This window comes from Lentilactobacillus buchneri, from assembly GCF_018314255.1.
Taxonomy (GTDB): domain Bacteria; phylum Bacillota; class Bacilli; order Lactobacillales; family Lactobacillaceae; genus Lentilactobacillus; species Lentilactobacillus buchneri.
In genome coordinates this window covers 876,504-891,105 of sequence record NZ_CP073066.1, presented here as the reverse complement: position 1 = coordinate 891,105, position 14,602 = coordinate 876,504, and the positions used below count along the sequence as shown (strand labels likewise).

The window sequence follows — 14,602 nt, the reverse complement described above, 5'->3', positions numbered from 1 at the left end:
TTTGTCCAATCAGTGATAAACTAGAATCGATATTGAAGCGGAGGGGTGAATGTAATGGACATGGTACTACTACTGACCATCATTTTGGCTGCGGTCGTATTTGCTAATATTCTCGCGCGACACGTCTCGTTTATTCCGCTGCCATTTTTCCTGATTTTGCTGGGGATTCTGCTGGCGGTTCTGCCGGTATACCGCAATTTCCATTTGGACCCGTCGACGTTTGCCTTGGCAATTATCGCGCCGATGCTGTTTAATGAGGCTCAAAACAGTTCACGGTTTTGGATTGGCCGGTCGATCACCAACATTTTGTCGCTGGCAGTTGGGCTGGTACTGGTCACCGTTTTGGTGGTCGGCTCAGGCCTACACGCCGTCATGACCATCCTGCCGCTAACGCTATGCTTTGCATTGCTGGCGATTGTCACGCCAACTGATGCTTCAGCGGTTAATTCGATTTTTGAGGCCAATCCGATTGCTGAAGAGCAGGCAGGGATCTTGCAGCACGAGTCGCTGTTTAACGACGCGGCCGGCATTGTGCTGTTTGACTTGTCGCTGACTGCCTTTGTCTCGGGGACCTTTTCGTTAAAACTGGCCGTTGCGATGTTTCTCTGGGAATTTTTAGGCGGCTTGTTATTTGGGAGCCTGATCGGAGTTGCGATTGTCAGTGCCCGGCTGTTTTTGATTCGTTATAACGACGATACGCCGATTATCATGGTGTTGATCCAATTGATGTCTCCATTTTTAGTGTATTTGCTGGCAGAAAAATTAGCATTGTCAGGCATCTTGGCGGTTGTCGCCGCCGGGCTGGTTCAGGGATCTGAACGTGACAAATTACGGTTAACTTCATCGCGGATGCAGCTGGTTACCAGCAACGTCTGGGAAGTCGTTTCCGGAGCATTATCCGGGATTGTGTTCGTGCTGCTGGGCCTGTCGTTGCCGGAAGTTATTCAGGCACTTCACCAATCTCCAAATCCTGATCTGAATATTTTGAAGTTAATTCTGATTGGGATTGGCGTTTATGCGGTAAAAGGAACCTTGAGACTGGTTTGGAGCAGATATATGCTCAAGCGTCGTGTTAAATCGAACCATGAGTGGCGTGACAGCCTCGTCATGGCACTTAGCGGAGCGAACGGGACAATTACCCTCTCACTGGCTTTCTCGATGCCTAACACGGTTAATGGCCAGCCGTTTGAGTTCCGGGGCATCATGATTTTTGTCGCTGCGGTGGTTATCTTAACCAGTCTTATTATGCCGACGATTTTTGTTCCAATCATTTTACCGAGTCAAGATCGGCAGCAGCCTCGGTATCGTTGGGTTAAACGGATGATTCAAGCCGCAATTAGTGACCTGCTGAAAGAAAAGGAGCACCCAGCCGAGGCACAGGTGGTCATTGATTCGCTTCAGCAGCAGTTGGTCTTGGACAGCACGCCGAATTTCCATTTGCGTAGGCAGTTGATGAGTGAGAGCCACCAAGTGGAGCTGAAGACCGTTCAGAAGATGTTTGATGACGGTAAAATTTCTCAGGATGAGCTGACGTATTATACAAAATTTTTGAACTTGAATAATTTTTCTGCGGATGAGAAGATTTGGAAAAATGTCTTATTGAGAATTAGGTTTAGTCTGCATGTTGGTAGACTGTATAAGGATCTGAACCGTGCTCAAGAGGCGTTTTTAACCGCTCCAGTGGCTTTGGAAGAAGTCTATTGGCGCGAGCAATTTGAAAAGCATGGTGAAAATATCCTCCCAATTGAGGAAGCCGGATTTAACGCGGTCATGGACTTTTTGAAGACCAAGCAGGGCGAAAATGGTGTCGAGACCAACATGGTCAAGCGATTCTATCGAACCAGGCATCGGCGAATTAATGGCCAGGATGTTGATATGGACATTGTCTACCAGATGTTCATGCGGGCGTTCCATAGCGAGTATGAGCTGATTCAAAACTCTTTGACGACCGGAAAAATTGATGCCGCTTTGGCAGAAAAGCTGCAAACGCGGATTTCGACTGATGAGATGACTTATTTGCAGAATATGGAGTTGTTCAGGGATTAGTGTGCGACAAGACTCGGGTTGATCGCGGTGCAAAAAACAGTGTGCGCACCAGGCCGGTTAGACTCCGAGCATTAGGTGAATAGGACCCTTTGATGCTGGTCTTGCATCAAAGGGTCCTATTTATCTAAGCGGAGGAGTCTGGCCTGCGTAGCACAATTCAACAAAGTAACAGTGAAAATCCCTAAAGATAACAGTCAAACAACCCCCGAAGTTACAGGACCAGGCCTGCCTGGGTAGCACAACTCAGCAAAGTAACAGCGCCCAAAACGATTTTTTTGACTAAATGTCCTTTACTTCAAGTACACTCGAAGCGCTAAACTCAAGATATAAACTAACAAATCAAAATGAGGAGAGGAAACAAAATGAAATACCGCAATTTAGGTAAACAAGGCCTCAAAGTCAGTGAATTGGCTTTAGGCAGCTGGATGACCGACGTGAGTGATTCAGCCAAGCAGGATTTGGCCGATCAGAGTTTGAAACTGGCTTATAGCAAAGGCATCAACTTTTTTGATTGCGCTGACGCATACAGTGGTGGGGCAGCCGAATGGTTTTTAGGCAAGGCACTCAAAGAATTTCCACGAAAAGAAATCGTTCTTTCAAGTAAGGTTTACTTTCCGACAGGTCCCGGAGTCAACGACCGTGGGCTTTCGCGCAAACATATTATGGAATCGATTGATCAGTCGTTGACGAATCTCCAGACTGATTACCTGGATCTGTACTTCTGCCACCGATTTGATCCCAACACACCATTGGCAGAAACTTTAACTGCTTTGAGTGATCTCGTCGACCAAGGCAAGATTCTCTATTACGGTGTCAGTGAGTGGCGCCCAATACAAATTTTGGAAGCACAATTAGTGATTCAAAAGTTGGGCTTGCACCCGATGTCTGTGGTTCAGCCGCAATATAACATGTTTGATCGCTACATTGAGCATGAACTGATGGATGTCTGCGAAAAACTTGGCTTGGGGATCGTCCCATTTTCGCCGCTTTCCCAAGGGTTGCTGACTGGCAAGTATCGTAAGGGCCACAAGATTCCAGCCGGATCACGAGCAACTTATCAAGATCAAATCCAAGCGCTGTTAACGGATGACAATTTAGATAAGGTTGAAGAACTGATTAAGATGGCAAATGAGTTGGACACTGATTTGGCGACCTTCGCTTTAGCTTGGACAATGCGTGATCCACGAATCAGTAGCTTGATTACTGGTGCCAGCAAGCCCAGCCAACTTGAAAATAATTTGAAGGCGGTTGATTTGGAAATCCCAGAAGAATACTTTGGCCGAATCGACAAGTTATTTGGATTCAAAAAGTTTGAAAGACATATTGGGTAACAGAACAGTGTGGTAAAACAAGTGCTTAGCTTCCCACTATTCGGCTAGGTAATATTAAGATAGTAAAAAGGCCTGAGCAAAATCGTTAGTTTTGCCCAGGCCTTTCTGCCGATCTGGTTATGATGCGACCTATCCGATAATGGAGGTCGCTATTAGGAATTGTTTGATTGTTCAGGATCGGGATATCCCGGTGCCCAGTGGTTAATCGGCCCAAATTTGTGGCCAACTTGGATCTTATTTTCAATTGCCACGTCAACAAACTTTTTAGCAATGCGAACAGCAGTTTCGACGTCGTTACCACGGGCTAATTCGGCAGCGATACATGCGGACAAACTGTCGCCGGTCCCGTTTTTACGGTCAGTATCGAAGAAGTCACCAGTCAGCCAGAAACTTTTCCCGGATTCGAGGAGGACATAATCGGACACTTCTTTTTGGCCGGGTTTGTGGTGGCTGCCTTTGATCATGATGTTGGCGGCACCCAGATCCTTTAGTTTCTGGGCTGCAGTGACCATGTCATCCTGAGTGTCGATGTCCATTTCAGCCAATTTTTGGGCTTCAAAGAAGTTGGGAGTGATGACGGTTGCCAGCGGGATCAGCTCATCGCGAAGCGTCTGGTAGGCGCTTTGTTCCAAGAGCATGTTACCATGCTTGGTGGTAATCACCGGATCAACCACCAATGGGCCGAAATCGTATTTTTGATAGTTCTTGATGACGGTGCGAATCAACTCTGTGTCGGCCAGCATCCCGGTTTTGCTTGCCCGAACATGGTAATCGTCGGCCAAATCTTTAAATTCCTGGTCAATAAAAGATGTCGGCAGGGTTACCGAATCATGAATCCCGTAACTATTTCCTGCCACCGCGGCGGTCATAACGGCCGTTCCGTAGATGTGCCGTCTAAAAAATGTATGTAAATCAGCCTGCATGCCGGCACTGCCATCGCTGTCAGAGCCCGCAATTGTCAGTGCCTGTGGATATTGTTCTGTCAAATTAATCACCTCAACTGTTCATTTAATTATTAAGAATACCACATTTCATTAGAAATCATAGAGAAACCGCAGATTGATTTGCGTTCCAACCTAAACTTGTATTATAATAATTTAGTCTATTGGAATTATGAAATCATAATACAAAATAAGGAGAGTCTAATTATGCGAATTTGTCATCCACACGGCGTACAAGGACGTCGTCCAGTTAACCGTAAAAAAGATATTAAGCGAAACAAAGAATTATCAGACTTGCAACATTTCTTGAAGCAAAAGCCTGCTAAGTAATTTTTTGTATTTGTTTAACATCATGATACACACTAAATAGGAGTCAGTCAGCTAACCAAGCTGTCTGACTCTATTTTTATGCCGTGGCCACGGCTTCAAATGCTTCGACATCTTTCTCGGTTCCAATAATCGTGACAATGTCACCGGGTTTGGTAATCGTTGATTGATTCGGGATAATTGCACCGTTCTCGTCCGCGTGGGAAAGGGCGATGACAGAAATTTTGTAGCGATTGGTTAAGTTGAGTTCCTTGAGCGTCTTGTTAAAGAGTTTTGGATTGGTCAGTTCAAATTCAATCACCGACAATTCACCCTTTAGCTTCAAATCATTGAGAATCTTAGGCTCCATGACGTGCAGGGCAATCCGCTGACCCATGTCTCGTTCCGGCTGGATGACTTCATCAGCACCTAATTTTTCCAGGACTTTTGCATGGCGGGCATTTTCAGCCTTACAGATCAGGTTCTTCACGCCTAATTCTTCACAAATCATGGTGGTCATGATACTGGCTTCCAGATCGGTTCCAATGGCGACAAAGACGTTGTCAAAGTTCCCGATGCCCAGTTGGTTTAAGGCTAACTCATTTTGCGTATCGGCTACGATTGCTTCGGTTGCCCGGTCACGAAATTCGTTGACCCGAGCTTCACTTTTATCAATGACCAGAACCTCCTGGTCGTGTTCCAGCAAGGTGTTGACGATACTGGAACCGAAGAGGCCTAGGCCGATGACTGCGTAGTTTTGTTTCATTGTTTTGCTCCTTTTGGTTGTTGGGTTAATTTTTAATAGTGTTTAGCTTGAAAATATGATTCATAACACTCATTGCACTTAGAGGTGTTAGTGCTTTTATTTTACCTAGTGGAGGCGTGCTCCCTAGGGCAGCAACCTGCGCCTAAGATACTTCCAACGAAAATCAAACTCGATTTCCGTTGGAAGTACCTTAGACTACGGTTGCTAACCGCCCTAGTCCGCACTCTTACCCAATCATCACATTCTCCTCCGGATACCGGAAAGCATCTTCCGGGCGCTTTGAGTTGAGCAGTGAATACATTACCGTAAAGATACCCACTCTGCCCATGAACATCAGCGCCGCAAAAATTAATTTACCGACGACACTCAGGTGCGCCACCAGGCCCAGGCTAAAGCCGGTGGTACCGAATGCCGAGATGACGTCAAATGTGATGTATTCCAATCCCTGAGTTTTCGGGATCGTTTCCGTAAATGTTAGAATCATCGTTGCTATCGACAAGACCACTGCCACCAAGAAGACCAGTGACAATGAACGGGTAACGTTGTCGTTACTGAACCGTCGGCCCCAAAAAGTTGCGTCCCGTTTGCCGCGTAGTGTTGACCACACTCTGATCAGCAGGATGCCGACCGTGGTTGTTTTGATACCACCGGCAGTTGATCCGGGGGTTCCGCCAATCAGCATCAAAATCATGGTAAAGAACATCCCACCCATTGTGATATGGGTGACCGGCAAGGTGTAAAAGCCGGCCGTTCGCGGAGTGACCGCCAAAAACCAGGTATTCATGATTCGCTGGAACATGGTCAAATGACTTTCCTGGCCGAAGTTGCCTTCCGTCAGCATATACACCACAAAACTGAGACCGATCAGTCCCAGATAAGTCGTCAACGCTAATTTGGTATGTAGACTTAAATGATGATCTTCTTTGTAGAAAAGGATATCCTTCCAGACTAGAAAGCCCAGTGAGCCCGAAATAATCAAAATCGTCAAGACAAAGAGCAGGTATGGATCGGTCTGAAATTGTTCCAAACTGTTATCGTACAAGTCAAACCCGGCGTTACAAAAGGCGCTGATTGAATGAAAAATGCTGTAACCCAAGCCTTTGGCAAACCCGTACCGGGGATAAAAATCGATAAAAATCAGTGCCGTTCCCAACACTTGAATCGCCAAAGAAATCCGGACCACCAAAAACACAACCGAACTGGTATTGGCAAATGACTGCAGGTTTAGCGATTGCTGGGTCAACAACCGGGTTGTCAGATCAACTTTTCGGCGCATGAAAACAAACAGGAGAACCGCAAAGGTCATGAATCCCAGACCACCGATTTCCACGAGCATCAAGATGACAATTTTGCCGAAAACGCTCCAATGAAGCGCGGTATTGACGACGGTCATCCCAGTGACGCAGGTGGCCGAAGTTGCCGTAAAGAAAGCGTTAATGTAGCCGGTCATGTGACCGGATTTGCTGGCAATTGGCAGCGATAGCAGAAAAGTTCCCACCAGAATGATGATGAGAAATCCCAATGTTAAAATCTGCGGGAGTGCCAACCTGGTTTTTAAGTTCAAAGAATCAGTACCTTTCACTTGGCAGAAATGCCAATTTCTAATAATGATGTCATCTGTATTATCGCACATTCCACCGATTGCGCCCAACTCCGGCGTTAAAATAGACTATAATGTTATTAAATACTTGATTGTGAGGGATAATCTGATGCTGATAAAAAATGTCCATATTGAAAACGCTGAAGAAACCAGAGATGTCAAAATTGAGGATGGCAAGTTCGTCAAAATTGCCGCCTCAATTCAACCCGGCGACGGTGAACAGGTGATTGACGCCACCGACAAGCTGTTGTTGCCGCCGTTTGTGGATCCCCATGTTCATTTGGATGCAACCCAAACGGCCGGTGATCCTGAATGGAATCAATCCGGCACCTTATTTGATGGCATTCGAATTTGGAGTGAGCGAAAGAAAAAGCTGACGATTGATGATGTCAAGACGCGAGCAAAAAAAGCTCTTAAGATTCAGGTTGCCAACGGGATTCAATTTGTCCGCAGCCATGTTGACGTGACCGATCCCGATTTGACGGCTTTAAAGGCTTTAATTGAGGTCCGTGACGAGGTTGCCGATCAAGTGGAACTCCAGCTGGTGGCCTTTCCCCAAGAAGGCATTTTATCCTATCCAAATGGCAAGGAATTGATGATTGCCGCTGCCGACATGGGAGCCGACGTGATTGGCGGGATTCCCCACTTTGAATTTACCCGCGACTACGGCGTTGAGTCACTCAAATTCTTGATGAAAGTTGCCGAAAGCAAGGGCAAACTGGTCGACGTTCATTGCGATGAGATTGACGACCCGGCTTCACGAAACCTGGAAGTCTTGGCCACCTTGGCACTTGAAAGCGGCATGGGTGACAAAGTTACCGCCAGCCACACCACTGCCATGGGATCGTATAACGACGCCTATACTTACAAGTTGTTTAGACTCCTGAAAATGTCTCACATCAATTTCATTGCCAATCCGTTAGTGAATACTAACCTTGGCGGCCGCTTTGATACCTACCCAAAGCGGCGGGGGATGACTCGGGTTAAAGAGTTATCTGAGGATGGCATCAACGTTGCCTTTGGTGAAGACGACATCAAGGATCCTTGGTATCCCATGGGCAATGGTAACATGCTCGACCCGGTTGAAATGGGGATTCACGTTGGCCATTTGATGGGGTACGACGATATTATGAATTCCTATCAGTTTATTACGACCAACGGTGCCAAGGCGATGCATATCACTGGCCACTACGGGATCCAGGTCGGTAAACCGGCTAATTGTATCATTATGAATAATGACAATTTCTACAACGCCTTAAATGAACGCTCAGAAATTCTTTACTCCATTCATAATGGTAAGATTCTGGTTCAAACTGAGCCCAAACAAGTCAAAAACTATTTCGAAGATTAATTTAAAAGCACTCAGCCTTTTGACACACATTGCTGCGTCGGCTGGGTGCTCTTTTTGAATTGTGGGGGATTTCCAAGGTCATTGGTTGCCATTTCTCTGGAAATATGACACACTTTGATTGATGAGACACGAATTGGGGGATGAATGCGGTTTGGATATTTTATACTGTGGAGATGACCACATGTTTTCGGGGTTGATTATTTCAATCCTCTCACTGACAAAACACGCGCAAGAACCACTCAACATCTACATTTTAACTGGACAATTGTATAATCGTCATCAGCAATTTCAAGTGCTGACTGACGATCACGCAGCCTTTTTGGATCAACTGGTGAAGCGGGAAGATGTCGATAGCGGCGTTACCAAAATTGACATTACCGCTCAGTTTGAGGCGGATTTGCCCAAGGCTAACATCAACACGTTATTCACGCCCTATAGCATGTTGCGGCTGTATAGTGATTTGGTGCCGCAATTTTCAGACCGAATTCTGTATTTGGACGCTGACGTTGTGTGTCGCCGGCCGTTTGAAGATTTTTATCATCAATCACTGGCTGGAACTGATTTTGTTGGTGTCTTGGATCATTACGGCCGTTGGTTCTTCCATCATCAACTTAGAGCATTTGATTACATCAACTCGGGGATGCTCCTGATGAATCTGGACATGATCCGCCAAGACAAATTACTGGCCCGCTGCCGGGAATGCTGCCGAAAATGGCCGATGATTATGCCGGACCAGTCCGCGATGAATAAGCTGGCCAAGCACAAGGCTTTTGCCCCTGAAAAATACAATGAGCAGCAGGATGTTCAATCTGACACCGTTTTTCAGCATTTCTCCACCCGCTGGAAATTATGGCCGATCGTCCACACGGTTTCGGTCAAGCCTTGGGAAGTTGATAAAGTTCACCAGCAACTTCATTTGCATGAATATGATGATATTTTAGCCGAGTATCAGGAGATTATGGCTGAATTGGATGCTGAAGGGGAATTGAAAACTGAGTGAGGGTGCGATGCGAGATGTGTTGCTCTTAGAATCTTAATGAACGAGCTGATTATTCCTGTTTTTGGAATGATTGGCTCTTTTTATATTTTGTCTTGATTGGATTGGTGCGCAGGGGGTGGAAGTGTTATCAATTGGTTGGCGTGGTTAGGGGATTTTGAGATTCCTGCCGCTTTTGAAATACGCTCCGACGACCCAGGACCCAGCCACATAAGCGAAAAAAAATCAACGATGAACAAAGACCGTTCATCATTGATTTTTCTCACTTATGTTCCGACGGCCGGATGAAAACGGCCTAGCCTACTTGGTGGGTCCTAACCGGGTCTTGTCGCGCAGTGGTGCGGTTATGCTCTTTTGAGCTCCCTCCGGCCTTTAAAATACGCTCCGACGCAACTGAGGCTAACTTCTAAGTGCACTTTAATTAAAGTCCCAAACCCAGGGACTTCAATCAAAGTACCCTTAGAAACCGCCTCACCCGTTGCTTGTCGCGCTGTGGTGTGATTATGCTCTTTTGAGAATCCTTCAGCTTTTAAAATACGCTCCGACGACCCAGGAACCTACTGTACAAAAAGAATCAGGCCACGATGAACAAGGAACGTTCATCATGGCCTGATTCTCTTTGTACTCCGGTCCCTAACCGGGTCTTGTCGCGCTCTGATTGTTCACATACTCCCTATACAAAGGAGTTGTTTTCACCAACTGCTGGTGGGTTCCCTGGCCCGTTACCTTACCGTTTTCTATGAAATAAATTTCGTCGGCGTTGGTAATTGTGCTTAGCCTGTGGGCGATCACCAATGTTGTTCGATTGGCCATCAATTGGTCCAGCGCTTTTTGGACCATCATTTCGGACTCGGAATCCAGGCTCGCCGTTGCTTCATCCAACATTAAGATTTTTGGATTACGCAGGAAGGCCCGGGCAATCGCCAATCGTTGACGTTGGCCACCCGATACCTTGACGCCACGCTCACCGACTTCCGTGTCCAAGCCCTGGGGCATCTTTTGGACAAATTGCGTTGCGTAAGCCATTTCCAAGACATGCCAAAGCTGATCATCGGAAAAATGTCCCGGCAAACCATAGGTTAAATTGTAACGAATCGTTCCAGACATGATCGCAGCGTCTTGGCCGACCAGGCCGATTTGCTGGCGCCAATCGGCAAGTTGAATATCAGTAATATTGGTATTGCCGATCGTGATGCTGCCCTCGTTAGGTTCATAAAAGCGTTCAATTAAGCTGAAAATGGTTGATTTGCCACCGCCGGATGGACCGGCAAAGGCAATGACCGAATTGGGTTCTGCCGTAAACGACACGTCAGATAAAATGGGGTGATGCTGATCATAAGAAAAACTGACGTGGTTCATCTGAAGTGTTTGATCGCCAATATCCAAATCCGTTCCAGTCAGATGATCTTCTTCATGGGTTTGCAATAATGCCTGGATTCGAGTGGTTGAGCCACTTGCCTTGGCAACATCAGACATGAATTGGCCGAGAACCGCAAATGGACTAATCATTTGAACCAGGTACATCAGAAATGAAAATAAGGTCCCAATATCAATGGCACCTTCCCGAACCCGGATCGCACCATAGCCCAGAATTCCCAGGACCATGGCCATCATGACCATGCCCATGACAGGTCCGGCAATCGAATCATAGATCGCTTCTTTTAGTCCGATGCGATAAAGTCGATACATCCGTTTGTCGCCGGCTGTTCGTTCTAAGTTTTCCGCCGTAGACGATTTAACCAGACGGACTTCGCCCAGCATTTCGCCAGCTTTACCATTGAGATCTGCCAGTGCGTCCTGTCTCGCTCTGGCAACTTTGTGGGATTGGCGGACAATTGGCAGCAGGCAGATCAAGACGAGTGGAACGGCGATAAACATAATGATAGTCATCCGCCAGTCCATGATGAGCATTAAGACCAATGCGCCAACCAATTGCAGAATCGAAGTTGCGGTTTTGGGAACCGAATTGGCCAGCAGTTCCTTGACCTGTGTGGAATCATTAACCAACCTGGAGGTTATTTCGCCAGATTTGGTTTGGTCAAAATAACCCACCGGCAGGGTTAAAATCTTATCCCACAGCGTCGTTCGCAGCTTATAGACGACGTCTTCACCGAAGAAGCCTAAAATACTACCGGAAAAGGCTCCGATAATGGTACTGAAAACGAATAGTAAAATGACGGCAACAATTAGGCCGACATCCATTGAATGACCGATTGAGTTGATGATCCCCTTGGCGATGCCGGGAACCATCAATTGCATCGCCGTTGCGACAACCCCTAGAAAAAAACCAAGCAGCAGTTGCCAGTAACGGGGGTGAATTCGGTTGATTAGGCCTATAAATGTTTTAAAGTTAAACTTGGTATTGTTCTTGGACTGAGCTTGCATCAAAATTATCCCCTAAATCCTTCTAATGATGTGTATACATCCATTGTTATCCCAAATATCCTAGCATAGCAAGCCTTAATTTTACACCAATTTCATCATTTAAAGGACGATTTTTAGTGAATTGCCATTTTTAAACGTCCCGTATGATAAAATAATGTCATATTTGGGGTAGAATGGTTCTGTTCATGATTTTAACTTGTTGGAAGAAAGGGTGACATTGGCAATGACTAAACGGGCATCAAAAGTGTTTACGTATCATGATTTTGATGATGACGTGGTCTTTACCAAGAATCAAAATGCCACCATTCCTGAGGGCTACATTTGGCTGCATCAAAATTGGTTTTACCGCGTAACGGCGACGGTCGTCTACTGGGTGGCGGTTGTTGTCAGCTTCGTTTATTGTCGCCTGTATTTGCGGACGTCTTTTCGGAACAAACGGTGTCTGCGCACCCAAGGCAAACGGGGCGCCTTCATTTATGCCAATCATACCCAGCCGCTGGGGGATGCGCTTTTGCCGATGCTGGTGGCAGTACCCAGGCGGGCGTATCCGATCGCGGAACCTGCCAACCTTGGTATTCCCATCGTCGGCCGTCTCTTGACGATGGGTGGGGCATTGATCCTACCCGCAAAATTATCACAAATGATTCAATTTCAGCGAGCGATGAATGCTCGATTGGACCAGCATCAACGGGTGTTTATCTATCCCGAAGCCCATGTTTGGCCGTATTACACCAAGATTCGTCCGTTTCCAGTCGGCGCTTTCCATTATCCGGTCGCTGCCGATCTGCCCAGTTACAGCATGACGATTACATATCAAAAAGGCCGACTGTTTAGCCGACCCAAGCAGGTGGTATACTTTGACGGTCCGTTTATGCCGGACAAGTCACTTCCGCGCAAGCAACGCCAACAAAAGCTCCATGATCAGATTCATGCCCAAATGGTGACCCGCAGTCACCAAAGCAACGTGTCATTTATGACCTACCAGCATCAATCACATTGATTTAAGGGGGATTCATTATGGAAAATCAAACTGTGCCAATTTTTTACGCTGTCGATGACAATTATGCACCTTATTTGGCAGTTTCACTGGCTTCACTGGTCGCGCATACATCACCGGACAGGTATTACCAGGTGATTGTGTTGTGTGATAATCTCAATAGCGATAATCAAGGGCGGCTTAAAGCCTTTGAAACGGACAACCTCAAAATTCAGTTTGTTTCAATTAACGACCGCTTGAAGCAAGAAATTACCGATAAGAATAACAAACTTCGCAGCGATTACTTTACCTTTACAATTTATTTCCGGCTGTTTATTGCTGAATTGTTCCCCAAATTGGATAAGGCACTCTATCTGGATGCAGACACGGTGGTTTTAAAGGATGTGGGTGAGTTATTTGATACCCAGCTGGGTGATAACTTGGTTGGCGCAGTGCCGGATCACTTCATCGGCCACACTCCGGAAACGATTGACTATGCTGAACAAGCCGTTGGGATTGATTCACAGAAATACGTTAATTCCGGCGTGTTGTTGATGAACCTCGCCGAAATGCGCCGTTCAAAATTCGCTGAACACTTTTTGCAGCTCTTGAACAAGTACCATTTCAAGAGTTTGGCCCCGGATCAGGACTACATGAATGCCATCGCGAGAAATCGAATTTATTATTTGAACCCGTCATGGAACATCCAAATCACTACGCCACAGGATGTTGAACCTTGGTTGATTCACTATAACTTATTCGCCAAGCCGTGGCGCTATGATGATGCCCCTCGACAAAGCTATTTTTGGACCTATGCCAAACAAACCGATTACGAGACCATGTTAAAACAGCAGCTCGCAGATATGAATCCTAAAGAAGTTGCCCGTGATCAGAAGAATCAGTCCGATTTGATTCAATTAGCCGTTGATATTATTAAGACCCCAACGACATTTTACGCAAGGGCCAAGCAAGGAGTAAAAATTGCCCTATGACTTTTACACCGGTAAAGCTTGGCGAGCGTGATAAAGTGATTCAAAACATTGCTGAAAACGTCCGTCAGGGAAAATTTAATCAAAAAGTCGAACTACATGATCCGGTGCTGACACTCACCGAGCAGCATGAGGTGTTGGACCACTTCTTGAAGCTTCACAAAACTAAACGTTACCATTGGCGGGCAGCTGAAGCCCGGTCGGTCATGAATATGGCTGCGAGGATGATGAATCCCAATTTAAAAGTTGAGGGAACTGACAATTTAAAGGCTTTAGAATGGCCGGCAATCATTACCTGTAACCACTTTAGCCCGATTGACAGCCTGCTGGTTCGATCAGCCCTGAATCAACCTGATTTGTCGATTGTCGTTGAGCTCACCAACCTTAAAATGCCCGGGATGCTGGGATTTTTGATGACATACGCTGATACGATACCTGTCAGCGACAGCGTCAATTACATGGGCAAGGGGTTTATTGCCCTTTTGCAAAGTAGCTTGGCACGCAAACAATCAATTCTAATTTATCCGGAACGGGAAATGTGGTTCAACTATCGCAAACCGCGGCCGCTTGAGCGGGGAGCATACTACTACGCCGTTAGATTGAATGTGCCAATCGTGTCCTGCTTTGTTTCGATGGTTGACGCCCCGACCAAATCGGATCCGCATGGCATCAACTATACGGTCCATGTGTTACCGCCGATTTATCCGGATGCGGTTGAAAAGTCGGCCACATCACAGCGCGAAGCTGCTGAAAAGATGCGCCAAATTGATTACCAACAAAAAGTTGCTGCCTATGAAAAGGCTTATGATCGTCAATTCACTAAGGATTTTAGTCCAGACGACATTGCTGGTCATTATCAATAACTAAATGGACAATAAAAAGGCATGACCGTGAACAAAATGATCTTTTATTCA

12 protein-coding genes are annotated in these 14,602 nt (G+C 46.2%); 8 read left to right on the top strand and 4 right to left on the bottom strand.

Annotated elements, in window-relative coordinates:
- Positions 1-54: 54 nt before the first annotated feature.
- Positions 55-2,046, top strand: a complete 1,992-nt coding sequence (locus tag KE627_RS04380; protein ID WP_013728817.1) for a cation:proton antiporter — start codon at positions 55-57, stop codon at positions 2,044-2,046.
- A gap of 362 nt (positions 2,047-2,408) precedes the next feature.
- Positions 2,409-3,377, top strand: a complete 969-nt coding sequence (locus tag KE627_RS04375; protein WP_056938636.1) for an aldo/keto reductase family protein — start codon at positions 2,409-2,411, stop codon at positions 3,375-3,377.
- A gap of 152 nt (positions 3,378-3,529) precedes the next feature.
- On the opposite strand, the gene thiD is transcribed toward KE627_RS04375, so the two are convergent.
- Positions 3,530-4,363 (bottom strand): bifunctional hydroxymethylpyrimidine kinase/phosphomethylpyrimidine kinase, encoded by an 834-nt coding sequence (thiD, locus tag KE627_RS04370; protein WP_013728815.1) that lies wholly within the window; start codon positions 4,361-4,363, stop codon positions 3,530-3,532.
- Between the two features lie 162 nt (positions 4,364-4,525).
- On the opposite strand from thiD, the gene KE627_RS12440 reads away from it, so the two are divergent.
- The gene (locus KE627_RS12440; RefSeq protein WP_013728814.1) at positions 4,526-4,648 is read left to right on the top strand and encodes a hypothetical protein; all 123 of its coding nucleotides are present in this window, start codon (positions 4,526-4,528) and stop codon (positions 4,646-4,648) included.
- A gap of 76 nt (positions 4,649-4,724) precedes the next feature.
- On the opposite strand, the gene KE627_RS04365 is transcribed toward KE627_RS12440, so the two are convergent.
- Complete coding sequence (locus KE627_RS04365; protein WP_013728813.1) at positions 4,725-5,390, bottom strand: potassium channel family protein; 666 nt, start codon at positions 5,388-5,390, stop codon at positions 4,725-4,727.
- A 226-nt stretch (positions 5,391-5,616) separates the two neighbouring features.
- Entirely contained in the window at positions 5,617-6,954 is a 1,338-nt protein-coding gene (locus KE627_RS04360; RefSeq protein ID WP_013728812.1) for a TrkH family potassium uptake protein, read from the bottom strand.
- Between the two features lie 145 nt (positions 6,955-7,099).
- Here KE627_RS04360 and codA point away from each other — a divergent pair, with 145 nt between their 5' ends.
- Both codA and KE627_RS04350 read left to right on the top strand, forming a co-directional pair.
- Positions 7,100-8,341 (top strand): cytosine deaminase, encoded by a 1,242-nt coding sequence (gene codA / locus KE627_RS04355; RefSeq protein WP_014940596.1) that lies wholly within the window; start codon positions 7,100-7,102, stop codon positions 8,339-8,341.
- A gap of 121 nt (positions 8,342-8,462) precedes the next feature.
- Positions 8,463-9,341, top strand: a complete 879-nt coding sequence (locus tag KE627_RS04350; protein WP_082602300.1) for a glycosyltransferase — start codon at positions 8,463-8,465, stop codon at positions 9,339-9,341.
- 630 nt (positions 9,342-9,971) lie between these two features.
- Here the strand turns inward: KE627_RS04350 and KE627_RS04345 are convergent.
- A complete protein-coding gene (locus KE627_RS04345) occupies positions 9,972-11,723 on the bottom strand; it encodes an ABC transporter ATP-binding protein (RefSeq protein ID WP_056938638.1) in 1,752 nt (583 codons plus the stop codon).
- 223 nt (positions 11,724-11,946) lie between these two features.
- Between KE627_RS04345 and KE627_RS04340 the strand changes: the two genes are divergently transcribed.
- The 3 genes from KE627_RS04340 to KE627_RS04330 are packed head-to-tail and all read left to right on the top strand — an operon-like array spanning position 11,947 to position 14,551.
- Positions 11,947-12,723 (top strand): 1-acyl-sn-glycerol-3-phosphate acyltransferase, encoded by a 777-nt coding sequence (locus tag KE627_RS04340; RefSeq protein WP_013728808.1) that lies wholly within the window; start codon positions 11,947-11,949, stop codon positions 12,721-12,723.
- 17 nt (positions 12,724-12,740) lie between these two features.
- Positions 12,741-13,691, top strand: coding sequence for a glycosyltransferase family 8 protein (locus tag KE627_RS04335; RefSeq protein ID WP_056938639.1), 951 nt, complete (start codon positions 12,741-12,743; stop codon positions 13,689-13,691).
- On the top strand, positions 13,688-14,551 hold the full coding sequence (locus tag KE627_RS04330) for a lysophospholipid acyltransferase family protein (RefSeq protein WP_013728806.1): 864 nt from the start codon (positions 13,688-13,690) through the stop codon (positions 14,549-14,551). The genes KE627_RS04335 and KE627_RS04330 overlap by 4 nt, the downstream gene beginning before the upstream one ends.
- Positions 14,552-14,602: the final 51 nt, after the last annotated feature.

Coding starts and splice junctions, on each gene's coding strand:
- KE627_RS04345 (WP_056938638.1), bottom strand. CDS start 11,723: ATGCAAGCTCAGTCCAAGAACAATACCAAGTTTAACTTTAAAACATTT.
- KE627_RS04330 (WP_013728806.1), top strand. CDS start 13,688: ATGACTTTTACACCGGTAAAGCTTGGCGAGCGTGATAAAGTGATTCAA.
- KE627_RS04375 (WP_056938636.1), top strand. CDS start 2,409: ATGAAATACCGCAATTTAGGTAAACAAGGCCTCAAAGTCAGTGAATTG.
- KE627_RS04335 (WP_056938639.1), top strand. CDS start 12,741: ATGGAAAATCAAACTGTGCCAATTTTTTACGCTGTCGATGACAATTAT.
- KE627_RS04365 (WP_013728813.1), bottom strand. CDS start 5,390: ATGAAACAAAACTACGCAGTCATCGGCCTAGGCCTCTTCGGTTCCAGT.
- KE627_RS04380 (WP_013728817.1), top strand. CDS start 55: ATGGACATGGTACTACTACTGACCATCATTTTGGCTGCGGTCGTATTT.
- KE627_RS12440 (WP_013728814.1), top strand. CDS start 4,526: ATGCGAATTTGTCATCCACACGGCGTACAAGGACGTCGTCCAGTTAAC.
- KE627_RS04350 (WP_082602300.1), top strand. CDS start 8,463: ATGAGACACGAATTGGGGGATGAATGCGGTTTGGATATTTTATACTGT.
- KE627_RS04340 (WP_013728808.1), top strand. CDS start 11,947: ATGACTAAACGGGCATCAAAAGTGTTTACGTATCATGATTTTGATGAT.
- codA (WP_014940596.1), top strand. CDS start 7,100: ATGCTGATAAAAAATGTCCATATTGAAAACGCTGAAGAAACCAGAGAT.